The organism is Cellulomonas rhizosphaerae, from assembly GCF_003470205.1.
Taxonomy (GTDB): Bacteria; Actinomycetota; Actinomycetes; order Actinomycetales; family Cellulomonadaceae; genus Cellulomonas; species Cellulomonas rhizosphaerae.
In genome coordinates, this window is the sequence record NZ_QWKP01000178.1 from 1 (window position 1) to 22,119 (window position 22,119).

20 protein-coding genes, 1 tRNA gene and 2 pseudogenes are annotated in these 22,119 nt (G+C 72.2%); 6 read left to right on the plus strand and 17 right to left on the minus strand.

Annotated features, from left to right (window positions below):
• From urtD to urtA, 4 genes are all read right to left on the minus strand, one after another.
• A partial coding sequence (gene urtD, locus D1825_RS07880; RefSeq protein ID WP_118766890.1) for an urea ABC transporter ATP-binding protein UrtD occupies window positions 1–804 on the minus strand: 804 nt, incomplete at its 3' end.
• Window positions 801–1,946, minus strand: coding sequence for an urea ABC transporter permease subunit UrtC (gene urtC, locus D1825_RS07885; protein ID WP_118766891.1), 1,146 nt, complete (start codon window positions 1,944–1,946; stop codon window positions 801–803). The genes urtC and urtD, both read right to left, overlap by 4 nt.
• Complete coding sequence (gene urtB / locus D1825_RS07890; protein ID WP_118766892.1) at window positions 1,943–2,827, minus strand: urea ABC transporter permease subunit UrtB; 885 nt, start codon at window positions 2,825–2,827, stop codon at window positions 1,943–1,945. Before urtB ends, urtC begins: the two co-directional genes overlap by 4 nt.
• 64 nt (window positions 2,828–2,891) lie before the next feature.
• Window positions 2,892–4,154: an urea ABC transporter substrate-binding protein gene (gene urtA / locus D1825_RS07895; protein ID WP_118766893.1), complete on the minus strand. Its 1,263-nt coding sequence runs from the start codon at window positions 4,152–4,154 to the stop codon at window positions 2,892–2,894.
• Between the two features lie 218 nt (window positions 4,155–4,372).
• On the opposite strand from urtA, the gene D1825_RS07900 reads away from it, so the two are divergent.
• The gene (locus tag D1825_RS07900; RefSeq protein WP_118766894.1) at window positions 4,373–5,596 is read left to right on the plus strand and encodes a pyridoxal phosphate-dependent aminotransferase; all 1,224 of its coding nucleotides are present in this window, start codon (window positions 4,373–4,375) and stop codon (window positions 5,594–5,596) included.
• Window positions 5,597–5,602: 6 nt separating this feature from the next.
• Here the strand turns inward: D1825_RS07900 and D1825_RS07905 are convergent.
• Window positions 5,603–6,950: pseudogene (locus D1825_RS07905) on the minus strand (MDR family MFS transporter).
• Between the two features lie 238 nt (window positions 6,951–7,188).
• Window positions 7,189–7,854 carry an SIMPL domain-containing protein gene (locus D1825_RS07910; RefSeq protein WP_118766895.1) on the minus strand — a complete coding sequence of 222 codons (666 nt, stop codon included), beginning with the start codon at window positions 7,852–7,854 and terminating at the stop codon, window positions 7,189–7,191.
• Between the two features lie 74 nt (window positions 7,855–7,928).
• Here D1825_RS07910 and D1825_RS07915 point away from each other — a divergent pair, with 74 nt between their 5' ends.
• Entirely contained in the window at window positions 7,929–8,105 is a 177-nt protein-coding gene (locus D1825_RS07915) for a heme biosynthesis protein HemY (RefSeq protein WP_118766909.1), read from the plus strand.
• A 114-nt stretch (window positions 8,106–8,219) separates the two neighbouring features.
• Here D1825_RS07915 and groL read toward each other — a convergent pair whose 3' ends face one another.
• Window positions 8,220–9,845: a chaperonin GroEL gene (gene groL, locus D1825_RS07920; RefSeq protein ID WP_118766896.1), complete on the minus strand. Its 1,626-nt coding sequence runs from the start codon at window positions 9,843–9,845 to the stop codon at window positions 8,220–8,222.
• A 318-nt stretch (window positions 9,846–10,163) separates the two neighbouring features.
• Here groL and D1825_RS07925 point away from each other — a divergent pair, with 318 nt between their 5' ends.
• Window positions 10,164–11,648 carry a glycoside hydrolase family 15 protein gene (locus tag D1825_RS07925; RefSeq protein ID WP_233549716.1) on the plus strand — a complete coding sequence of 495 codons (1,485 nt, stop codon included), beginning with the start codon at window positions 10,164–10,166 and terminating at the stop codon, window positions 11,646–11,648.
• Between the two features lie 39 nt (window positions 11,649–11,687).
• Here the strand turns inward: D1825_RS07925 and D1825_RS07930 are convergent, their stop codons facing one another.
• Both D1825_RS07930 and D1825_RS07935 read right to left on the minus strand, forming a co-directional pair.
• The gene (locus D1825_RS07930; protein WP_158580697.1) at window positions 11,688–12,296 is read right to left on the minus strand and encodes a LytR C-terminal domain-containing protein; all 609 of its coding nucleotides are present in this window, start codon (window positions 12,294–12,296) and stop codon (window positions 11,688–11,690) included.
• Between the two features lie 195 nt (window positions 12,297–12,491).
• The gene (locus D1825_RS07935) at window positions 12,492–12,794 is read right to left on the minus strand and encodes a DUF3263 domain-containing protein (protein ID WP_118766899.1); all 303 of its coding nucleotides are present in this window, start codon (window positions 12,792–12,794) and stop codon (window positions 12,492–12,494) included.
• 406 nt (window positions 12,795–13,200) lie between these two features.
• Here D1825_RS07935 and D1825_RS07940 point away from each other — a divergent pair, with 406 nt between their 5' ends.
• Window positions 13,201–13,878, plus strand: a complete 678-nt coding sequence (locus D1825_RS07940) for a uracil-DNA glycosylase (protein WP_118766900.1) — start codon at window positions 13,201–13,203, stop codon at window positions 13,876–13,878.
• An 88-nt stretch (window positions 13,879–13,966) separates the two neighbouring features.
• Here the strand turns inward: D1825_RS07940 and D1825_RS07945 are convergent, their stop codons facing one another.
• Complete coding sequence (locus D1825_RS07945; RefSeq protein WP_147356255.1) at window positions 13,967–15,283, minus strand: HNH endonuclease signature motif containing protein; 1,317 nt, start codon at window positions 15,281–15,283, stop codon at window positions 13,967–13,969.
• A gap of 196 nt (window positions 15,284–15,479) precedes the next feature.
• On the opposite strand from D1825_RS07945, the gene D1825_RS07950 reads away from it, so the two are divergent.
• Window positions 15,480–16,283, plus strand: a complete 804-nt coding sequence (locus tag D1825_RS07950; RefSeq protein ID WP_118766902.1) for an SGNH/GDSL hydrolase family protein — start codon at window positions 15,480–15,482, stop codon at window positions 16,281–16,283.
• Window positions 16,284–16,319: 36 nt separating this feature from the next.
• Here D1825_RS07950 and D1825_RS07955 read toward each other — a convergent pair whose 3' ends face one another.
• The 4 genes from D1825_RS07955 to D1825_RS07970 all read right to left on the minus strand — a co-directional run bounded on the left by D1825_RS07955 (window position 16,320) and on the right by D1825_RS07970 (window position 19,995).
• Window positions 16,320–17,435, minus strand: coding sequence for a hypothetical protein (locus D1825_RS07955; RefSeq protein ID WP_118766903.1), 1,116 nt, complete (start codon window positions 17,433–17,435; stop codon window positions 16,320–16,322).
• A complete protein-coding gene (locus D1825_RS07960; RefSeq protein WP_118766904.1) occupies window positions 17,432–18,109 on the minus strand; it encodes a S24/S26 family peptidase in 678 nt (225 codons plus the stop codon). The genes D1825_RS07955 and D1825_RS07960 overlap by 4 nt, the downstream gene beginning before the upstream one ends.
• Before the next feature lie 13 nt (window positions 18,110–18,122).
• Window positions 18,123–18,575, minus strand: a complete 453-nt coding sequence (locus tag D1825_RS07965; protein ID WP_118766905.1) for a hypothetical protein — start codon at window positions 18,573–18,575, stop codon at window positions 18,123–18,125.
• Window positions 18,576–18,843: 268 nt separating this feature from the next.
• A complete protein-coding gene (locus D1825_RS07970) occupies window positions 18,844–19,995 on the minus strand; it encodes a sensor histidine kinase (protein ID WP_233549718.1) in 1,152 nt (383 codons plus the stop codon).
• Between the two features lie 100 nt (window positions 19,996–20,095).
• Here D1825_RS07970 and D1825_RS07975 point away from each other — a divergent pair, with 100 nt between their 5' ends.
• Window positions 20,096–20,767, plus strand: coding sequence for a response regulator (locus tag D1825_RS07975; protein WP_118766907.1), 672 nt, complete (start codon window positions 20,096–20,098; stop codon window positions 20,765–20,767).
• Between the two features lie 3 nt (window positions 20,768–20,770).
• On the opposite strand, the gene D1825_RS07980 is transcribed toward D1825_RS07975, so the two are convergent.
• The 3 genes and pseudogenes from D1825_RS07980 to D1825_RS07990 form a co-directional block, all read right to left on the minus strand.
• Window positions 20,771–21,646, minus strand: a complete 876-nt coding sequence (locus D1825_RS07980) for an endo alpha-1,4 polygalactosaminidase (RefSeq protein ID WP_233549720.1) — start codon at window positions 21,644–21,646, stop codon at window positions 20,771–20,773.
• 52 nt (window positions 21,647–21,698) lie between these two features.
• Window positions 21,699–21,775 (minus strand) — tRNA-Thr (locus D1825_RS07985).
• A 60-nt stretch (window positions 21,776–21,835) separates the two neighbouring features.
• Window positions 21,836–22,119: pseudogene (locus D1825_RS07990) on the minus strand (DsbA family protein); the annotation flags it as partial.

Here is a 22,119-nt window from a genome sequence, read left to right on the forward strand (position 1 = left end):
GACCCGCGGGTCCGCCTGCACCTGCGCCACCGTGCCCTCCGACAGCACGCGCCCCTGGTGCAGGACCGTGACCGACGAGGCGAACGAGCGCAGGAACTCCATGTCGTGCTCGACGACCACGACGGTCCGCTGCGCGCCGATGCGCTGCAGCAGCTGGCCGGTCTCCTCGCGCTCGGCCTGGCTCATCCCGGCGACGGGCTCGTCGAGCAGCAGCAGGCGCGCGTCCTGCACCAGCAGCATCCCGATCTCGAGCCACTGCTTCTGCCCGTGCGCGAGCACGCCGGCCGCGACGTCGCGCAGGTGCGTGAGGCCGACCGTCTCCATCGCCGCCTCGACGTTGGCGGGGATCCCCGACCGCCGGCGCAGCAGCGTGTGCGCGCGGCGCGAGGCCCCCGCCGCGATGTCGAGGTTCTGCAGCACCGAGAGCTCGTCGAACACGCTCGCGGTCTGGAACGTACGGCCGACGCCGGCGCGCGCGACCCGGTGCGACGGCTTGCCCAGCAGGTCGACGCCGCCGAACCGCACCGAGCCCGTGGCGGCCGCGAGGCCGGTGATCGCGTCGACGATCGTCGTCTTGCCGGCGCCGTTCGGCCCGATGAGGAACCGCAGGTCGCCCTGCGTGACCGTCAGGTCCACGCCGTCGACCGCGACGAACCCGTCGAACGACACCCGCAGGCCGCGGACCTCGAGGTAGTCGTGCCGGAACCGCGCGTCGGGGGCGGCGAGGACCGTCTCGAGCGCGTCCGGGTCGAGCTGCCCCTCGCCGAGCAGGGCTGCGGGCGTGGGCGGGGTCTGCTCGCTCATGCGGTCCTCCCTGAGGTGCTGGGCGCGCTGGCCCCTGGTTCGGCGGCCTCGTCGGGCGGGGGCTCGGCGGTGCCCTCGTCGGGCGCCTCGTCCTGCGACCGGACCCGTAGGCGCAGCCGGACCTGGCCCAGCGTCGCGATGCCCTGGGGCAGGAACGCGACCACGACGATGAACAGGGCACCTTGGAAGTAGGTCCAGAACGACGGGAACGACTCCGACAGGCTCGACTCCGCCCAGGAGACCGCGACGGCGCCGAGCACGGGACCCAGCAGCGTCGCGCGGCCGCCGATGGCGACCCCGACGAGGAACACGATCGACGGCACGACGCCCACGTCGGCGGGCGAGATGATCCCGACGATCGGCGTGAACAGCGCACCGCCGATCGAGGCGAAGCAGGCGGCGACCGCGAACGCGGCGGCCTTGATCACGGCCGGGTTGTAGCCCAGGAACCGCACGCGGTTCTCCTGGTCCCGCACGGCGACGAGCAGCTCGCCGTAGCGCGACCGCATGAGCAGCCGGACCAGCAGGACCATCACGAGCAGGGTCCCGGCGGCGATGAAGTAGAGCATCTTCTTGTTCACCGGGTCGGCCAGGTCGAAGCCGAAGAACGAGCGGAAGCCGTTGAGGCCGTTGGTGCCGCCGGTGACCTTCTGCTGGCCGATGAGCAGGATCGCGAACGCGGCAGCGAGCGCCTGGGACAGGATCGCGAAGTACGCGCCGCGGACCCGCCGGGTGAACACGGCCAGGCCCAGTAGTGCGGCCAGCACGGTCGGCAGCACGACGATGGCGACCAGGGTGAACACGGGATCGCGGAACGGCTCCCACCACCCCGGGACCACGCCGTCGCCGTACAGCGTCATGAAGTCGGGCACGCCGCCCGGGCCGGCGTCCTCGAGCTTGAGGTGCATGGCCATCATGTAGCCGCCGAGGCCGAAGAAGACGCCCTGCCCGAGGACCAGCATGCCGCCGCGACCCCAGGCCAGCCCGATGCCCACGGCCACCATGGCCAGGCACAGGAACTTGGCCAGCAGGTTGAGCCGGAAGCTCGAGAGCACGCTCGGCGCGACGACGAACAGCACGACGGCTGCGATGCCCGTCCCGACGATCACGCGCGCCCGGGGGCTGCGCCACGCCGCGCTCATGCGAGGCTCCTGGTCCGGACCGAGACGATCCCCTGCGGCCTGACCTGCAGGAACGCGACGATGATGACGAACACGAGCACCTTGGCCAGGCTCGCGGTGGAGCTGTACTCGATGGTCGCCTGGAGCAGGCCGAGCGCGAACGCCGCGATCACCGCGCCCTTGAGCTGCCCGATGCCGCCGACGACCACCACGAGGAAGGCGTCGACGATGTAGTTGGTGCCGAGCGTCGGGCCGATCGACCCCAGCAGGGTGAGGGCCACGCCGGCCACGCCCGCGACGCCCGAGCCGATGAAGAACGTCAGGCGGTCGGTGGCGCGCGTCGAGACGCCGGACGTCTCGGCCAGGTCGCGGTTCTGCACGGTCGCGCGGATGCGCCGGCCCAGCGGGGTGAGCTTGAGGACGAGCGAGAGCGCGACGACGCACAGGATCGACAGCGCGAGGATGAAGACGCGGGTCTTGGGGACGCCGACGCCAAGGATCTGCACCGCGCCGGAGAGCCACTGCGGGGCGCGGACGTCGACGTTGGGGGCGCCGAACACGTCGCGCGCGAGCTGCTGCAGCACGAGGGCCACGCCGAACGTCACGAGCAGGGTGTCCAGCGGCCGGGAGTACATCCGGGAGATGAGCGTGATCTCCAGGATCAGGCCGAGCAGGCCGCCGACGACGAAGCCGACGACCAGGGAGACGAGCAGCGAGACGCCCGCGTCGGAGACGACCTTCTGCACGGCGAAGGCCGTGTAGGCGCCCGCCATCATGAACTCGCCGTGCGCCATGTTGATGACGCCCATCTGACCGAACGTCAGGGCGAGTCCGAGTGCCGCGAGCAGCAGCACCGAGCCGAGGCTGAGCCCGGCGAACAACTGGGAGATCACGGCATCCACGGCCGTCCCCTTCCTGCGTGGGGCGGTGGCCCGGCGGACGACGCCGCCGGGCCACCGCAGCGGATCAGGACAGGCCTGCGGCCCAGTCGTAACCCTTGAGGAACGGGTCCGGCTCGATGGGGCCGTCGGACGACCACTCGGTGTAGATGAGGCCGTCGGCCGCGATCTTGCCGATCAGGGCGGTCTTGGCGATGTGGTGGTTGTCGCCGTTGACCGTGACCGTGCCCTCGGGGGCCTCGAAGCTCACGCCGCCGGCCGCCGCCTGGATGTCCGGGACCGCGAACGACTTGGCCTTCTCGACCATGCCCTTCCACAGGTAGAGCGAGGTGTACGCGGCCTCCATCGGGTCGGAGGTGACGCGGTCGTCGCCGTACTTGGCCTTGAAGTCCGCGACGAACTTCTTGTTCGCCGGGCTGTCGACCGTCTGGTAGTAGTTCCACGCCGTCAGCTGGCCCTCGACGTTGTCGACACCGATGCCGCCGACCTCCTCCTCGGCGATCGAGACCGAGACGACCGGCATGGCGTCCGCCGACATGCCGGCGTTCTTGTACTCCTTGAAGAACGCGACGTTGGAGTCGCCGTTGAGGGTGTTGAACACCGCGTCGGCGCCCGAGCCCTTGAGCTTGTTGACGATCGTCGCGAAGTCCGTGTGGCCCAGGGGCGCGTACTCCTCGCCGACGATCTCGATGCCGTTGGCCTTGGCGTACGCGATGATCTCCTTGTTGGCCGTGCGCGGGAACACGTAGTCCGAGCCGACCAGGAAGACCTTCTTCTTGCCCTGCTCCTTGAGGTAGTCCATCGCGGGGATGATCTGCTGGTTCGTCGTCGCGCCGGTGTAGAAGATGTTCTTCGACGCCTCGAGCCCCTCGTACTGCACGGGGTAGAACAGCAGCGAGTCGTGGCCCTCGAAGACGGGCAGCATCGCCTTGCGGGACGACGAGGTCCAGCCGCCGAAGACCGCCGCGACGCAGTCGGACGTGATGAGCTTCTCGGCCTTCTCGGCGAAGACCGTCGGCTCGGACGCGCCGTCCTCCGCCACAACGGTGAGCTTCTTGCCGAGCACGCCACCGGCCGCGTTGATCTCGTCGGCCGCCATGTCGAGCGAGTCGCGGACGGTCTGCTCCGAGATGGCCATCGTGCCGGACAGGGAGTTGAGGAACCCGATCTTGATCGAGTCGCCCGAGGTGTCGACGCACGAGGCGCCTGCGGACCCGCCGGTGCCGGCGGCGCCCGGGGTGTCGTCGGTCTTGGAGCCGCAGCCGGTCAGGCCGACGGACACGGTGAGCGCGGCGGCGAGTGCGAGTGCGCGCGTGAGAGGTCTGGTCAACGAAGTGCCTTTCGCTGGGGACGAGCGGAGCAGATCCGGACAGGCAGGCTCAGGCAGCACGCGCACCGCGCTGTGTCCCGTGCTGTATACATCCCTGTGCCCATGCCCGATGACGCTAGGGAGCGGGTGTTTCGGACAGGCACGAACTCCGGTAAACGCCTCGTTTCGCCCTGGTCCCGATTCGGCGACTTTCGCTGCCCCCCGGTTACCCTGCGGACATGCCCCTGCGCGCGCTGGACCAGTCGTCCAAGCTGAAGAACGTCCTCTACGAGATCCGCGGCAAGGCTCTCGAGGAGGTCGCGCGGCTCGAGGCCGACGGCTACAGCGTGCTCAAGCTCAACACCGGCAACCCGGCCGCGTTCGGGTTCGACGCCCCGCACCAGATCGTGCGCGACGTGGTCGCCGCGATCCCGTCCGCGCACGGGTACACCGACAGCCGCGGCATCCTCTCGGCTCGTCGGGCGGTCGTCACGCGGTACGAGACCGAGCCCGGCTTCCCGGAGATCGACGTCGACGACGTCTACCTGGGCAACGGTGTCTCCGAGCTCATCACGATGGTCATGCAGGCGCTGCTCGACGAGGGCGACGAGGTGCTCATCCCCTCGCCCGACTACCCGCTGTGGACCGCGATGACCTCGCTGTCGGACGGCAAGCCCGTGCACTACCGGTGCGACGAGTCCGCCGGCTGGGAGCCCGACCTCGAGCACATCCGCTCGCTCGTGACGCCGCGCACCAAGGCGATCGTCGTCATCAACCCCAACAACCCGACCGGCGCCGTGTACTCGCGCGAGGTCCTCGAGGGGATCGCCGCGATCGCCCGCGAGCACTCGCTGCTCCTGCTGTCCGACGAGATCTACGACCGGATCCTGTTCGACGGCGCGACCCACACCCCGATGGCCACGGTCGCCCCCGACCTGCTGTGCCTGACGTTCAACGGCCTGTCCAAGACGTACCGCGTGGCCGGCTACCGGTCCGGCTGGATGGTCGTGACCGGCCCGCGCGACCACGCGACCGGCTTCCTCGAGGGCATCACGCTCCTCGCCTCGACCCGGCTGTGCCCGAACGTCCCCGCGCAGCACGCGGTGCAGGCCGCGCTCGGCGGGGTGCAGTCGATCGAGGGCCTCGTCGCGCCGGGCGGCCGCCTGCACGAGCAGCGCGACGTCGCGTACCGCGGGCTCACGTCGATCCCCGGCGTCACGTGCGTGCGCCCCGACGGCGCGCTCTACCTGTTCCCGCGCCTCGACCCCGAGGTGCACGAGATCCACGACGACGCGCGGCTGGTCTACGACCTTCTCGTGAGCGAGCACATCCTGCTGGTGCAGGGCACGGGCTTCAACTGGCCCTCGCCGGACCATCTGCGCATTGTCACGCTGCCGGAGGCCCGGGTGCTGTCCGAGGCGATCGAGCGGCTCGGCAACTTCCTGTCGTCGTACCGGCAGTAGAGCCGGTCAGGGGGTCGCTGCCCGGTCCCGGTCCCGGTCCCGGGGCATCGCCGCGGCCGCGACGACCGTGAGCACGGCGACGACCAGGAGCGCGACGACGACGTCGTGCACCGCCACCTTGAGCAGCGCGGGGTGCGTGTCGCCGTCCAGCCCGCGCAGCGAGGCGTTGACGATCGCGCCGAGCACCGCGACGCCCACCGCCGAGCCCATCGACCGCGCGAACAGGTTCGCGCCGGTGACGACGCCGCGCTCGCCCCACTCGACGCTCGACTGCGCGGCGATGAGCGTCGGCGACGCGGTCAGGCCCAGCCCGAGCCCGACGACGAGGCAGGACGCCCCGACCGACACCAGCGACGGGGACCCCGCGGCGAGCAGCAGCCCCACGCAACCGACCACGACGATCGTCGTGCCGATCATCGCGGTGATCCGGAACCCGAGCCGCAGGTAGAGCCGCCCGGACTGCGACGCGGAGATCGGCCAGCCGATGGTCAGCAGCGCGAGCGTCAGGCCGGACTCGAGCGGCGAGACGCCGAGCAGCGCCTCGAGGAACGACGGCACGTACGACGTGAGCCCGATGAGGATCACGCCGACCCCGACCGAGATCAGCGCGGCGGTCGCGAGCAGGCAGCGCGAGCGGCAGGACCGGCTCCTGCGCTCGCAGCTCGACGCGCAGGAAGACGACCAGCAGCACGAGCCCGCCGCCGAGCACCGCGATGCTCGGGCCCGACGCCCAGGCCCACGCGTTGCCGCCCTCGAGGATGCCGAGGATCAGGAGGCTCAGCGAGGCGGTGAGCAGCGCACCGCCGAGCCAGTCCACCCGGTGCGGCCGTCGCTCGACCTGCTCGTGCAGCCGCCGCCACAGCAGCCACGCGGCGAGCAGGCACAGGGGGACGTTGACGAAGAAGATCCACCGCCACGACAGGAACTGGCTGAACACTCCCCCGAGCGTCGGGCCGACGACCGACGAGATCGCCCACACGCTCGCGATGTACCCCTGCACCTTCGCGCGCTCGGCCACGGTGTAGATGTCGCCGGCGATCGTCACGGCCATCGGCTGCACGGCGCCGGCGCCGAGCCCCTGGACCGCCCGGAACGCGATGAGGGCGGGCATCGACCACGCGAACCCGCACATCACCGACCCGATCCCGAACAGCGCGACGCCCACGAGCACCACGGGCTTGCGCCCCCAGGTGTCCGCGAGCTTGGAGTAGATCGGGACGGTGACCGCCTGCGTGAGCAGGTACAGCGAGAAGAGCCACGGGAAGGACGAGAAGCCGCCCAGCTCGCGCACGATCGTCGGGACCGCGGTCGCGAGGATCGTCGAGTCGATCGCGACGAGGCCCGTGGTGACCATGAGCGCGACCAGCACCGGCCCACGCTCGGACCGGAAGCCGACGGCCGAGCGCTCGACCGGGGCGCTCACCGGGCTGGCTCGTGGAGGGGCACCCGCCCACTCAACGACCCCTCACCGCCCCCGGCAACCTGTGCCCACCCCTCGGGCCCCGTCCGCGAGCGCGGGTCAGGCGGACCGAACGCGCGTGGCGCGCGACCCGCGCTCGGTCCGCGCGACCCGCGCTCGGTGGGGAGCGGCGTCAGGAGGCCGCGAAGCGGGCGTGGACGCGGGCCTCGATCGTGATGTCGGCCGGCTTGAGCTGGAGCTCGGGGCCGCCCGCCGCGGCCGAGCGGAGCATCGCGGCGCCGCCCGCGTCGGAGGTCGGGCGGCTCTCGTCGCCCAGCATGCCGGGGTCGGCGACCGCGAGCGGGCGGACCTGCGCGAGGCCGAGGCTCGTGGCGTACGCGGTGGCCTTGGCGACCGCGTCCTGCACGGCGCGGTCACGCGAGTCGGCGACGAGCCGGGCGCGCGTCGCGACCGTGAGCGCCCAGTCGATGCCGCCGACGGTCACGCCGTCACGGACCGAGACGCCCTCGAGCCACGACGCGAGCCGGTCGAGGTCGCTGAACTTCACGTCGAGCGTGACCGAGCAGTGGTGCACGAGCGGGAGCTGCTTACCGTCCTTGTTCCAGGGGCGCGAGCTCCAGACGCGCATGCGGTCCGACGACCACCACGTCACCGGCCCGGCGGTCGGCACGTGCATCGCCTGCACCTCGCCGCTGAGCCCCGCGTGCAGCTCCGTCGTGCGCCGCACGACGGCCGCACGGTCGCCGCCCTCGAACCCCGCCGTCAGCGAGACCGTGCCGCGCTCGGCGCGGTGGTGATGGTCGAAGCGGCCTTCCACGGTGATCACGGTGTCGTCCACGCGTGCACGCTACCGCCGTGCCAGCCCAGGACCAGGCACTGGACCCCGCGCGGACCCCGTGCCAGGCTCCGTCCATGGACCGCGAGACGAGAACGGACGCACCCACGCCGGACCCGGTGGCGCAGTACCGCGCCCTGCCCGAGCCTGTCCGGCTGGCAGACACGGTCCCCCTGGTCGAGACCGTCGAGGCCCGCGACCCGGAGATGGGCCGCGACACGGATCGCGACCTCATGCTCCGCCACCTCGCCTGACGTTCGTCCGGTCCAGGCGCGCGAGCGAGCAGCAAGACGGGCCGGCCACCCGAAGGTGACCGGCCCGTCCAGGCTGGCTCGGCGGCTCAGGGCCGCCGGAGGTTCAGCTGCGGATCAGAAACCGCCGCCGAAGTCCTCGCCACCGCCGGGGCCGGCCGGGGCGGCCTTCTCCGGCTTGTCGGCCACGACGGCCTCGGTGGTGAGGAACAGCGCGGCGATGGACGCCGCGTTCTGCAGGGCGGAGCGCGTGACCTTCACCGGGTCGTTGACGCCCGCGGCGAGCAGGTCCTCGTACGTGTTGGTCGCGGCGTTGAGGCCGTGACCCACGGGGAGGTTGCGCACCTTCTCCGCGACGACGCCACCCTCGAGGCCGGCGTTGATCGCGATCTGCTTGAGCGGGGCCTCGATCGCGAGCTTCACGATCGCGGCACCGGTCGCCTCGTCGCCCTCGAGCTTGAGGCCCTCGAACGCCGTCTTGCCGGCCTGGATGAGCGCGACGCCACCACCGGCGACGATGCCCTCCTCGACGGCCGCCTTCGCGTTGCGAACGGCGTCCTCGATGCGGTGCTTGCGCTCCTTGAGCTCGACCTCGGTGGCCGCGCCCGCCTTGATGACGGCGACGCCACCGGCGAGCTTGGCGAGGCGCTCCTGGAGCTTCTCGCGGTCGTAGTCCGAGTCCGAGTTCTCGATCTCGGCACGGATCTGCGAGACGCGGCCGGCGATCTGCGCGGCCTCGCCGGCACCCTCGACGATCGTGGTCTCGTCCTTGGTCACGACGACCTTGCGGGCCGTGCCCAGGACCTCGAGGCCCACGGTGTCGAGCTTGAGACCGACGGTCTCGGAGACGACCTGGCCACCCGTGAGGATGGCGATGTCCTGCAGCATCGCCTTGCGGCGGTCGCCGAAGCCGGGCGCCTTGACGGCGGCCGACTTGAACAGGCCACGGATCTTGTTGACGACGAGCGTGGCCAGGGCCTCGCCCTCGACGTCCTCGGCGACGATGAACAGCGGCTTGCCGGCCTGGATGACCTTCTCCAGCAGGGGCAGCAGGTCCTTGACGTTCGAGATCTTGCCCTCGACGAGCAGGACGTACGCGTCCTCCAGGACGGCCTCCTGGCGCTCGGGGTCGGTCACGAAGTACGCCGACAGGAAGCCCTTGTCGAAGCGCATGCCCTCGGTGAGCTCGAGCTCGAGGCCCAGCGCGCTGGACTCCTCGACGGTGATGACGCCTTCCTTGCCCACCTTGTCGAGGGCCTCGGCGATGAGCTCGCCGATCGCGGTGTCACCGGCGGAGATCGCGGCCGTGGCGGCGATCTGCTCCTTGGTCTCGACGTCGCGCGCCTGCGAGAGCAGCGCGGTCGTGACGGCGGCCACGGCGGCCTCGATGCCCTTCTTCAGGGCGATCGGGTTGGCGCCGGCGGCGACGTTGCGCAGACCCTCGCGCACGAGCGCCTGGGCCAGGACGGTGGCAGTGGTGGTGCCGTCGCCAGCGACGTCGTCCGTCTTCTTGGCGACCTCCTTGACGAGCTCGGCACCGATCTTCTCGAAGGGGTCCTCGAGGTCGATCTCCTTGGCGATGGAGACGCCGTCGTTGGTGATCGTGGGGGCTCCCCACTTCTTGTCCAGGACGACGTTGCGGCCCTTCGGGCCGAGGGTGACCTTGACGGTGTCGGCGAGGACGTTGAGACCCCGCTCGATGCCGCGGCGGGCCTCCTCGTTGAAGGCAATGATCTTGGCCATGGGGCTGTGATCCTTCACTGTGTTCGTGGGTGGGCCGACGGTGCCCGCGACGGACGGCCCGGTGCGCGCGGTCATGTCCCGCGAGCGCCGAACCTCACCGGACGGCCGGGGTGGTTCTGTCACTCTCAACCGGAGAGTGCTAAGTCAATGGTTAGCACTCGACACCCGAGAGTGCAAGCAGGGTTCGCTCAGAGCGGTGCCCGACAAGGGCCCCGGCGGGCCGCCGCACGGCAGGTGCAGCACCCCGCAGCGGTGTTCGACGCGGACGCCGCGCCCGACCCGCCACCGCACCGGATCGCGAGCCACTAGGGTTCCCGCGTGCCCGGTGATGACGCCGCGGTCGACGAGGTCGTCGTCCCGCCCGTGCGGAATTCGTCGCGCCCGGCACCGGACCGGCCTTCGCGGCCCGGACTCGCCCGGATGGGGCATCGCGACCCCCGGGCTCGCGTCGCTGCCGTCGTCGGCGCCGCGACGGTCGTCGCCCTCGCCCTCCTGCCGCACGCCGATCCCGCCCGGGCGAGCAACCCCGCACCCCTTCCAGCACCGGCGAGCGACGCGCCGCTGCCCCTGCACCAGGACGGCGTGGCCCTGCGCGCCGACGGAACCCGCGCCGGGGTCGCCACCGACGTCATCCCCGCGTTCCTGCCCGGCAGCCGCGTGCTGGACCCGGCCGTCCAGCGCGCCGCCCGCTCGCTCGGGGCCCCGGCCACCACCGACCCGGACACGGCAGGCGCCCGTGTGCAGGCCGCCGAGCAGCGCGCGTGGCTCGCCGCGGGATCCGTGCCCGGGCTCGGCGGTCCCTACGAGGACCTGGCCCGCGACGCCCTGCTCGACATCCACACCCTGCTGCTCGACGGCGGCGCGAGCGTCGCCGGCTGGTCGCCCTACTGGCGCTACGTCTGGCCGCGCGACGCGTCGTTCGCCGCGGTCGCGCTCGCGCGCACGGGCCACGTCGACGACGCGCTCGACGTGCTGGGCTTCCTCGCGCGGGTGCAGTCGCCGGACGGCTCGTTCCAGGCGCGCTACCTCCCCGACGGCTCGGGGCCGCCCGACGACCGCGGCGTGCAGGTCGACGGCGCCGGCTGGGCGCTGTGGGCCGCCGGGCTCGTCGTCGACCAGATCTCCGAGGGCGACGCCCGGGCGCGCGCGGTCCGCGACCTGCATCCGCTCGTCGAGCGCTCGACGCGCTACCTCGACGCCCTGATCGACGCCGACGGCCTGCCGCCGGCGTCGCCGGACTACTGGGAGGTCGCCGAGTCCGAGCTCACGCTCGGCACGGCCGCGCCCCTGGTCGCGGGCCTCCAGTCCGCGGTGGGCCTCGCGGGTCTCGCGCACGACGACGGGCTCGCGCTGATGGCGTCGCTCGCCGGCGACAGGCTGCGGGCCGCCGTGGTCGACGAGTTCGAGCCGACCGGGTGGGCGCGCTACGCCCGGGGAGGGAGCGTCGACGCGGCCGTGGCGTTCACGCTGGCACCGTTCTGGCGTCAGCCGGTCGCGAGCGCGCAGCTCACCTGGCGCGCGTCGACCGAGTCGATGCGTCGGCCGGCGGGTGGGCTCGCACCGGGCGCCGGATGGCGCGACGACGGGATCAGCTGGACCCCGCAGACCACGCTCTACGCCTGGGTCGCGGCCGAGCAGGGCGACGCGGACCTGGCCGCCGGGTGGCTCGACGTGGTCGATGCGCACCGGACGCCGTCGGGCGCGATCCCCGAGAAGATCCTGGCGGACGGCTCGCCCGCCTCGGTCGCGCCGCTGTCGTGGAGTGCGGCGTGCGTGGTGCTCGCGGTCGACGCGCTGGGCTGATACCCACCGGGGTCCGGGGGCCGGCCGTGCGCCAGCCTGTCAGGGGGCCGTGATGAGGACGGCGCTGACGCCGTCGTCGGCGTCGCTCTCCGAGAGCGTGACCGTGTCGATGCCGATCGTCTCGGCGACGAGGTCGGCCGTCGGCTTCAGGTCGTCGCTCGCGTAGTACACCGTCGAGACGTCGGGCTTGGTGCCGACGAAGTTCGCCGCCGTGACGTTGGTGAAGCCGGCGCCCTTGAGGTCGGTGACCGTCCCGGCCGCGAGCCCGCTGATGCCGGCCGCGTTGAAGACGGTCACCGGGGTCGCGAGTGCGACCTCGGCGGTCGGCTCCTCGCTGGTGGGCTCGGTGGGCTCGTCGGACTTCGTCGGCTCCTTCGACGCGTCGTCCGACGGGGACTTCGACGGGGTCGACGCCGACGAGCCCGGCGCCTTGCTCGTCGCGCTCGAGCTCGGGGTGCTCGGCGAGTTGTCCCGCGACGCGAACGTCACGAGGCCGTAGGCGATCGCCGGGACGACGAGAATCACGACGAGGAAGGGCCACCAGCGGCTCCACGCCGAACGCGGTGCTCGGTGCACGCCTCGGGGGACGTCGGGGCCTGACGGCGCGTCGAACTCGTCTTCGGCGTAGGGGTAGTTGGCCTTGCTCACGGCCGCAAGGCTACTGTCTGCGCTGCCCAACCCACGTCAGGTCGCGCGGAACGGGACGCGCGGCGCGCGGCGCGATCGGTGGATACGCAGGCGTTTCGCCCTGCTCGGACCTGGCGGGGGACCGTCGCGAGAGATCCGTCACGCGGTGCGGGCCGCCGAGGTCAGCCCTGCGCGCACGGTCCGCCTGACGTCGGGTCAGCCCTGCGTGCCGAGGCGACGCGCCGTGCGGGCCCGCTGGCGCGACGAGCGCATCCGGCGGAGCCTCTTGACGAGCATCGGGTCGTGCGCGAGGGCGGCCGGGTCGTCGATCAGGGCGTTGAGCACCTGGTAGTACCGCGTGGCCGACATGTCGAACAGCTCGCGGATCGCCTGCTCCTTGGCGCCCGCGTACTTCCACCACTGGCGCTCGAACGCGAGGACCTGCTCGTCCCGCTCGGCCAGACCGGAGGGTGCGCCGGTGGTCGGCAGCGACTCGAGCGTCATCGTCGCGGCGTCCATGCGTCCTCCTGGGTGTCCTGCTCGTGTCCTGCTCGTGTCCTGCGGTGGTCGTGCGGCGCACGCTGTGTCGCACCGCCTCGTTCCCAGCGCCGCGAAGGCGCCGAGCGACATCGTACGGCTGTAATGACACCCGTGTCATTCGCCGTCCGGGTGGAACCGGCGATGCCCGCCCCATGGAGCCGGGACGGGGTGCTGGCTACCTCGGGGTGCCCCGATCGCGACGCACGGATGGCGCCGCCTCTCGCCAGCGCCCGTCCGTCACCCCTCCCATCCCCGCCGCGCCTGCCCAGCCGCGCCCGACCGTCACCCCTCCCGTCCCCGCCGCGCCTGCCCAGCCGCGCCCGTCCGTCACCACCGCGCCCGTCCCCCCGCCCGCGCGCCTCATGTCCCGGTAGCGTTCGTCGCCGTGAACGCTTCCGCCTTGGACGAGCTCATCGCGCCCGACTGGGCGGCCGCGCTCGCCCCCGTCGAGCCGCAGATCCGTGCGGCCGGCCAGTTCCTGCGCGACGAGGTGGCCGCCGGCCGGACCTACCTGCCCGCGAGCGAGTCGATCCTGCGGGCGTTCACGCGGCCGATGGCGGACGTCCGGGTGCTCGTCGTCGGGCAGGACCCCTACCCGACGCCCGGGCACCCGATGGGATTGTCGTTCTCGGTCCAGCCCGACGTGCGCCCGATCCCCCGCTCGCTCGCGAACATCTTCCGCGAGCTCGTGGAGGACACCGGCGCCGCGATGCCGACGACCGGCGACCTGTCCCCCTGGGCCGACCGCGGCGTGATGCTGCTCAACAGGGTGCTGACCGTCCGGCCCGGCGAGCCCGCCTCGCACCGCAGGCAGGGGTGGGAGGCGGTGACCGAGCGTGCGATCGCGGCCCTCGTCGAGCGCGGCGGTCCGCTCGTCGCCCTGCTGTGGGGGCGGGACGCGCAGTCGCTCAAGCCGTCGCTCGGCGCGGTGCCGTACGTCGAGAGCGTGCACCCGAGCCCGTTGTCCGCGAGCCGCGGGTTCTTCGGGTCGCGTCCGTTCAGCCGGGTCAACGCGCTCCTGGTCGCCCAGGGCGCCGTCCCGATCGACTGGTCGCTGCCCTGACCATCGAACTCCCTGCATCGTCGAAGCCCAGGTCACCGCACGGCGGTATCGCGACACGGCGGGGCCACCGACTCGAACCAGTGGGTGATCAGAACGGGGGCGGGTCGTCCTCACCCGGCGGCGCCGGCGGAGGCGGACGGCGGTCGAACACCTTCGGCGCGACGAACACCCGGACCGGGGCGCGCGAGTAGGTGATGCCGAGCGGACTGGTCCAGGTGCAGATGCCGGTGACCGGGTCCCTCGTCGCGTTCCACACCTTGTCGGTCTTCGACTGGTGGTGGTGCTTACACCCGGCCCCGAGGTTGTCCTCGGTGGTCTGCTCGTCGGCCGGTCGGGATTTGTCGAACGGCACGAGGTGGTCGATCTCGCACCGAGCGGCCGGCTGGCGGCACCCCGGCGCGGTGCAGGTGACGTCCCGCGCCAGGACGGTTCCCGTGAGGTCCGCCCCGGGCCGGTAGGTCGCCCGACCACGCTCGACGAGCTCTCCGTTCCTCGGGTCGGTCAGGATCCGGCGCCACGTCCCGTCCTGCGCGAGCTCCCGCGCGATGTGCGCCGGGATCGGGCCGTAGCTCTCGAGCTCGCCGGGGAGGTCGTCGAGGCCCATCAACGTCGAGGCGGCAACGGTCACGTTGAGCGCGACCTTGCGGCCGTGCCGCGTCGCCAGGTGGGCACCCGCGGCCGTCTGCCCGGTGTCGAGGATGTGCCGGAAGACGTCCGCGAAGGCGTCCGCCCGACGCTGGTCGACCGTGCGGGTGTCGCCCGGGCCCTTCGCCGCCTCGGCCAGCGCGTCGAGCGCGGTGTACGCCGCGACCGCGTCACCGGCAGGGACGAACGCACCGAAGGAGGCCATCGAGTCGGGCCGCCAGGTGAGCTCGATGCTGCGATCCTCCTTGGCCCGCTCGTGGCGCACCTTCGCCGTGCTCGGGTCCGCAGCGAGGCACTCCCGCCGAACGACGCGCGCGAGCTGCGGCGCGGTCAACCCCTCGGACTCCTCGACCGCGCGCGCCACGACCTCGTCCCGCATCTCGCCCTCCACGAGCGGGAACGTCTCCTTCAGGATCACGTCGACCTTGCGGCCGTCGATCGTCCCGGCCCGCAGGGCGTCGCGCAGCGGCTGGTGCGCAGCGACCCCGGCGGCGCGATCGGCGAGGACGCCGGCCGAGTGGGACGTGAGGGTCAGCGCCGCGGCGATCTCGTCCTCGACGTAGTCGCCCAGCGGACCGGGGTGGCCGACCAGGTGCGTGATCGCATCCGACTGCCCGGCGACCGCCATGTTGATCACCTGCTGCCAGGCGGCGACGATCTCGAGCGCGTCCCGCGGTGAGAGCTCGTCGAGCGTGAGCTGCTCGATGTGGCGCACGATCTCGCCGACCGACGCCCGCACCGGGAAGACCGGCTGGGTCATGTCGGCATCGCCGGGCGCGAACGGATCACCGTCGACGCGCGGCGCCGCGGCACGGCTGGACGACACGAAGCCGCTGGCTCGCTCCTCCGCCACGGTCGCCCCCTCTCGTCGTCGTGCGACCTCTTCGAACAACTGTACGACCGACCACTGACACGACCACTGCGCCCATGTGGACGAAGGAGTGCAGAATGCTCCGGTGAGCACGACGCCCGACGCCCCCCGCTGGTCCCGCTACGTCGCCATCGGCGACTCGTTCACGGAGGGCCTCTGGGACAGCCCGGACGGGCCGGACGCCGCCCAGCGCGGCTGGGCGGACCTCCTGGCGTCGCACCTGTCCACCCGCCGCACGGCCGCGGGCGAGGCGCCGCTGGAGTACGCGAACCTTGCGATCCGTGGCCGCCTGCTGCGCCCGATCCTCGTCGAGCAGGTGCCGACCGCGCTCGCGATGAAGCCCGACCTGGTGAGCCTCGTCGGCGGCGGCAACGACATCCTGCGCCCGACCGCCGACGTCGACCGGATGGCCCGCAACCTCGAGGCCGGCGTGGTCCGCCTGCGCGAGGCGGGCGTGGACGTCCTGCTCGGCACGGGCGTCGACGCGGCCGGCAGCCCGCTCGTGAAGGCCACCCGCAGCCGGGTCGCCGTCTACAACGCCCTGATCTGGTCGATGGCCCGCCGGCACGGCGCGTACGTCGTCGACCTGTGGGGCATGCGGTCGCTGCGCGACTGGCGCATGTGGGCCGACGACCGCATCCACCTCACCACCGACGGCCACGCCCGCGTCGCTCAGGGCGCTCTCGTCGGCCTGGGCCTGACGCCCGACGACGCCGGCTGGGACGACCCGCTGACACCCTTGCCGCCCACCCCGCGCATGCAGCAGGCGCGCGAGGACGCGGCCTGGGTGCGCGAGCACCTCTACCCGTGGGCGACGCGGCGGCTGCGCGGGAGGTCGTCCGGGGACCTGCGCGTGCCGAAGCGGCCGGAGCTCAGCCCCGTCGAGTGAGCGGGCGCCCGGCGGGAGCCGACCGGCGACGGACGGCTACTTGACGCACGCGACGAACGTCACGGTCCGCGCGGCGTCGCCGCCCCCGGCGTCCCGCACGCCGTACGTGCCCCAGTCGTTCGGCGTGAACCGGTAGGTGTTGCCGGACAGCTGGCTGAGCAGGATGCCGCCGGTCCGCACCTCGACGGTCGCCGCGCTGAGCCCGGCATTCGTCCGCAGGGCGACCGCGGCCGACATGTCGACGTCGGCGCGCCAGCCGGCGTAGAAGGGGTAGGTGCCCGTGACGCCGACAGTCGTGGTGATGCAGGCGTTGTTCGGGTCCGTGCTCACCGTCGAGCTCTTCGAGTACGTCAGCGTCGGGTCGTACGCCGGCGCCGGCGCCGCGTAGTTGCAGACCGAGATGGTGTAGGTCTGCGACGACGTGATCGTCGCCTTGGCACCGGTGCCGCTGATCTTGAGCAGACCACCCACCGCGTTCGCGGTCGTCCACTGATAGCCGTTCCACGTGTCCAGCTGGTAGGCGCTCGCGCTGCCCTCGCCGTTGAACGGACGCTGGTTGACGTGCAGGTCCGCGGTCCACGATGTCGGCGTCGCCGAGGTTCCGGTGACCGAGATCGTCACGCAGACCTGCTTGCCGTTGCCGGACGGGGCCCAGACGGGCGTGTTCGGCGGGAGGACGACGTTGGTCCCGGGAGTCACGGGAGCGTCGGGGGTCGCCGCGAGCGGAGTGTAGCTCCAGGTCGCGGGGACCGGCCAGCCCCCGATCGTCACGTAGACCTTCTCGCTGGTGGTCGCCGTGAACGCCGACGACGTCAGCGTGGCCGTCGCGGCGGCGACCGTGGCTGTCGCCTCGAACCGCTTGGCTGCGGTCCAGGTCGACGCGGTGGGCTCGTAGACCGTCACGACGAGCGCCTTGCCCGCGCACGCGGAGGCATCGAGATTGCTCACGACGACGCTCGTCGACGTGCCCGACGTGCTGGGGGTGGAGGCCGCGACCGTCTGGCCCGAGCACCGGCTCGCCGACGTGAGGTACTGCCGCTTCGAGCTGGTGAGCGACATCGCGGACGCGCTCGCGACCGAGGCCGTGAGCAGCGCCACGAGGGCGAGGGCGACCGCGACGACGACGCGGGGTCGCAGGACGCGGCCGGTCACGACCGCGCTGCTTCCTGGAGCGGGTCCGGGTCGGCGGCGGGCGGCGCACCGAGATCTGTCCCGCCCTGCCGCTGGGACGGCAGCTGCACGTCCTCCGACTGCGCGGCACCGGCGGCGAGCGCCTCGTCGGCCGCCTGCTCGGTCGGCTCCGCCGCCTCGGGGGCGGGGTCGTCCTCGTCGTCGTTGCGGGGCCACATGAGGATGGCGAGCGACAGCGCGATCATCCCGCACCACACGAACGGGCTCGTCAGCGCAGACCCGAGGAGGGCGAGCTTGGGGATGCGGATCTTCGCGACGCCCACGACGTCGTCGTCCGACGGCGTGAACGCGTCGATGAAGTCGTTGTTGTCGCCCTGCAGGGTCCACCCGGCAGGTGTCCCGTCCACGATCCGGTGGATGATGCGGGCGTCGCCGCCGATGCCGGGCGGCGAGTACACGACGATGTCACCGACCGACGGCTCGCCGCAGCGCGCCAGGACGATGTCACCCGTGTAGTAGGTGGGCTCCATGGAGTGGCCGGACACGACGGTCATCGTCGTGCAGCCGCCGAGGCTCGTCGGCCACAGGAACCATGCGGCGAGGGCGATCGAGCCGTAGAACAGGACCGAGACGACAGCACGCAGCACCCGCCGGCGGTTGCCGGCGGGTGCTGCGTGAGTCGTCTCGACGGTCACCGCTGAGGCTGGATCAGCTGTAGATGGTCAGGCTGACACCCGAGATGTCGTTGGCGACGACGCCGGCGGGGATCGTGACCGTCAGAACGGACGTCGAAGCGGCCGGGACGGTCGTCGGGACCGTGGGCGAACCGGTCGTGACCTCGGACCAGCCGGTCGGCGTCTTGATGGCCACCTTGTAGGTGAGGCCACCGCACTCGGTCGACGTCGACTTGACGCCGCTGAAGACGACGGTCGAGGCGGAGTAGACGCCCGTGGCCGTGTTGAGCGTCGGCGTGCCGAACGTGACGGGGATGTTCGTGGTGCCCTGGCAGTCGGCGGTGATGGTCGTCGAGCCGGCCTGGAACTTCGTGTTGTTCGTCAGGCTCAGCTGCGACGCGGCAGCGAGCGACATGCCCGCGACGCCGACGACGGCCAGGCCGACGGCGAGGGCCTTGCGGGTCTTCTTCGACTTCGTGGAAGCCATGATGGTTCTCCTGGGGGTGCGTAGCGAGGGACTGAGCCCTCGACTCCCCGCCGAAGACCCGTTCACGTTGGGTGTGGCCCGGAGGCCGATCGCGAACGTATGTGGTATCGGCAAGGCACCCCCGCGCGGGGTGGGTGGCTGCACCCAGGCCGCCCGGGATGCCGTTTTCTTTCACCCGGAGCAATTCCTCATCAGACGCCCAAGTCGGCCGATCCGGACTCCACGTTCGGACGCGAAGTCCATCGCCCGAACGAGTGACGGTCCCGCGCTACTCCGGCGCCGCGCCGAGCTTCAGCCGCGCCTCGAGGCGCGCGCCGCGCTCCTCGCCAGGCGTCAGGGAGACCGTCCCGCCCTGCAGCTCGAGGCGGTCGCGCAGCCGCGCCGTGCCGGAGGCGATACCCGCGAGCGACGGGTCGAACAGGGGGCCGTCGTTCTCGACGGCGATGATCAGCCAGCCCTCGACGAGGTCGAGGTCGACCTGGATCGAGGACGCCGGGCCATACTTGAGCGCGTTGGTCACGCCCTCCTCGACGACGCGCACGGCGAGCAAACGGTCGGCGACGCTGATGCAGCTGGACGCCGGGTCGTCGAGCGACCGGACGGCGTCGGAGGCGCTCAGTCGCGTGGCGATGCTGGCCGGGATGCGCCCGAACAGCGCGCGGACGGCGGGCACGAGGCCCAGCTCGATGCGCTCGGGGTAGAGCAGTCGGCTCATCTGCCGGACGTCGACCTCGCTCGCGGCCTGCAGCTCGTCGCGCACCCACACGAGCGTCTCGGCGTCGCCCGGGTCGAGGCGACCGGCGGCCAGGACCTCGTCGATCCGCGCGTCGATGACCACGAGCTTGCCCTGCAACGTGCCGTGCAGGCCCTCGGCGACCTCGCGGCGGACGCGGATCTCCTCCTGCTCGAGCGCGTGGACAGCCATCTCGACCTCGACCACGTGGCGCTCGGCGGCCCGCGTCGAGCGCCGGTTGCCGCGACGCACGACGATCGCCCAGCAGCCGATCGCCGCGGAGACGACGCCGATGATGAAGCCGCCCAGCAGCTCCGCCTCGAAGGTGCTCTGCTGCGGTGCGGCGTACACGTCGAGCGCGGCCTGCGCGAGCACGCGCACGATCGAGCACACCGCCGCCGACGCGATGACGCCGACCGCGAAGGTCCCGAGGTGTGCGGCCCGGTGGACGCGCATGACGACGAGGCCGACGAGCAGCGCGACCACGCCGATGACGTTGGCGAGGAGCCGCCGCCACAGCGAGATGCCCTCCCACCCGGGAACGAAGGTGCTGTAGATGTACGTGCTCTGCAGCGAGGCACCGATCGCGTAGCCGAGGGCGACGATCGCGGTCGCTCGCACGAGGGCGCGACGGTCGCCGGCGATGTCCTTGGCGCGCTGCGCCACGGCGAGAGCGGTCTCCGGCACGGGTTCCCTCCCTCTGGCCGACGTGGTCCCCATCGGCCACCTCGGCACGGTCGTGAGCGTGTCACGCGACGGAAAGACGGGGCAGACCATACTGGACCCGATGAGCAAGCCAGCCACCGGCCCCGTCCGCGTCGCCCTGGTCGAGGACCAGCCGCTGTTCCGCACCATGCTCGAACGCACCCTCGCCGGCGCCCCTGGCCTGCAGGTCGTCGCGGCGGTCGGGACGACGACCGAGGCGATGCGCCTCGTGCGGCCCGGCTTCGCCGACGTCGTGGTCCTCGACATCGACCTGCCCGACGGGAACGGCATCGCGCTCGGCGTCACGCTCCGCCGCCGGCAGGCGAACCTGGGCATCCTGCTGCTCTCCGCGCACGACGCGATGGACCTGCTGCTCGACCTCCCGCAGGACGTCGCCTCGGGCTGGGGCTACCTCTCCAAGACGTCGACGACGAGCGAAGAGGTGCTGATCGGCGCCGTCCGGGCGGCCGCCGTCGGCGAGACCGTTCTCGACCCCGCGCTGCTCGCGAAGGTCAAGCCGCGCGCGGGCTCCGACGTCGCCCGGCTCACCGATCGCCAGTACGAGGTGCTGCGCCTCCTGGCCGCCGGCCTGTCGAACGCGGGCATCGGTGAGAAGCTCGGCATCACCGAGAAGTCGGTCCAGAACCACGTCAACGCGACCTACGCGACGCTCGGCATCGACGCCGACCCGCAGCGCAACCCCCGCGTCAGCGCCGCGCTGCGCCTGCTCGAGGAGACCGGGCCCGCGCACTGATGGTCACGACCGTGCACGGCACTTCTTGAACACGTACCCCGCCTGGCCGGGCGTCCGCAGGTCGTGATCGCGCAGGACGGTCGACGAGGGCCGCTGCCGGTCCGCGCAGACCTTGCTCCAGCGGCGGGTGTCGTACTCGACGTCCAGGACGCGCGAGTACACCTTCGTGTACGCGGAGCACTCGTCGTAGCGCACGCACTCCTCGGTGATGGCGAAGTCGAAGCCCGCCTTGTCCCGTCCCTTCGAGCCCAGCTCGCTGCCGTTCTTCTGCGCGACCGCGAGCCCGGCGGCGTGCCCCACGGCGACGAGGCGCTTCGCGAGGTCGATCGCCCCGCTCATCCGCAGCCGCCCGTGCGACCTCGTCCACGAGTTGAGGTTGTCGAGCTCGACGGCGTCGAACCCGCGCTTGGCGCACCGCTTGACCTGCACGCCGACGACCTTCGCGATCGCGGCCCGCTTCTTCGCGGTCGACGTGTCGAGCAGCATCTCGTCGGGCCAGTCCGGGTCGCTCACGGGCTTGCCCTTGGCGTCGCGCAGCACGAGGTTGGGGTGCTTCCTCAGCCACGTCCTGCGGTCGGCGGGCTGGGTCTGGAACCCGTTGACGTAGCAGGCGGACCACATGCCGGGCGCGGGGACATCGGTCACGTCGCGCACGACACCGCCGATCCCCGCGGGGGGCCGGTAGCCCCAGCCGATCTGGTAGTCGACCACCGCGCCGTGGGGTGGGAGGCGCAGCTGGTGCGTCGCCCGCTTGGCGAGGGGCTCGCCGACGGTCGCCGCTGCGGTCTGCTGGGGTGCGTCGACCGCGGGGGCAGCGTCGCAGCCGGCGAGCAGCAGCACCCCTGCCAGGGCCACCGCGGCCCAGCGCTCGGCTCTCACGACGCCGTGCACCTCCGCTGGTCGTCGGGCGCGCCCTGCGACGCGGTGGCGTTGGAGCCCCCTATCGGATTCGAACCGATGACCCCCTGTTTACAAGACAGGTGCTCTGGCCAGCTGAGCTAAGGAGGCGGGCGGGAACAGCGTACCGAGGCTCGGCCCCCGCCGATGCAGCGGGGGCCGAGCCGACGGTCACTTGGCGGCGGCGGCCGCCTCGACGGCCTTCTTGAGCTCGCCCGGGTTCTGCCAGTTGCCGGCGAACGGCTTGTCGTCGACGAGGATCGTCGGCGTCGAGACCTTGTCCTGGCCGCCGAGCACGGTCGCCATCTCCTCGGTGTTCGCCGCGATCCACGGCGTGAAGGTGCGCCACGTGCCGGTCTTCTCGGCGTCCGAGCCGGTGACCTTGTACGTGCCGCTCACGGTGTCCGTGAAGGTGTCCGACACGGTCGTGGGGACGCCCACGCTCGTGGCGATCT

Excerpts from the sequence above, each read along its gene's own strand:
- urtC (WP_118766891.1), bottom strand. The coding sequence starts at position 1,946 with ATGAGCGCGGCGTGGCGCAGCCCCCGGGCGCGCGTGATCGTCGGGACG.
- D1825_RS07900 (WP_118766894.1), top strand. The coding sequence starts at position 4,373 with ATGCCCCTGCGCGCGCTGGACCAGTCGTCCAAGCTGAAGAACGTCCTC.
- D1825_RS07915 (WP_118766909.1), top strand. The coding sequence starts at position 7,929 with ATGGACCGCGAGACGAGAACGGACGCACCCACGCCGGACCCGGTGGCG.
- groL (WP_118766896.1), bottom strand. The coding sequence starts at position 9,845 with ATGGCCAAGATCATTGCCTTCAACGAGGAGGCCCGCCGCGGCATCGAG.
- D1825_RS07935 (WP_118766899.1), bottom strand. The coding sequence starts at position 12,794 with ATGGACGCCGCGACGATGACGCTCGAGTCGCTGCCGACCACCGGCGCA.
- D1825_RS07945 (WP_147356255.1), bottom strand. The coding sequence starts at position 15,283 with ATGACCCAGCCGGTCTTCCCGGTGCGGGCGTCGGTCGGCGAGATCGTG.
- D1825_RS07965 (WP_118766905.1), bottom strand. The coding sequence starts at position 18,575 with ATGGCTTCCACGAAGTCGAAGAAGACCCGCAAGGCCCTCGCCGTCGGC.
- D1825_RS07975 (WP_118766907.1), top strand. The coding sequence starts at position 20,096 with ATGAGCAAGCCAGCCACCGGCCCCGTCCGCGTCGCCCTGGTCGAGGAC.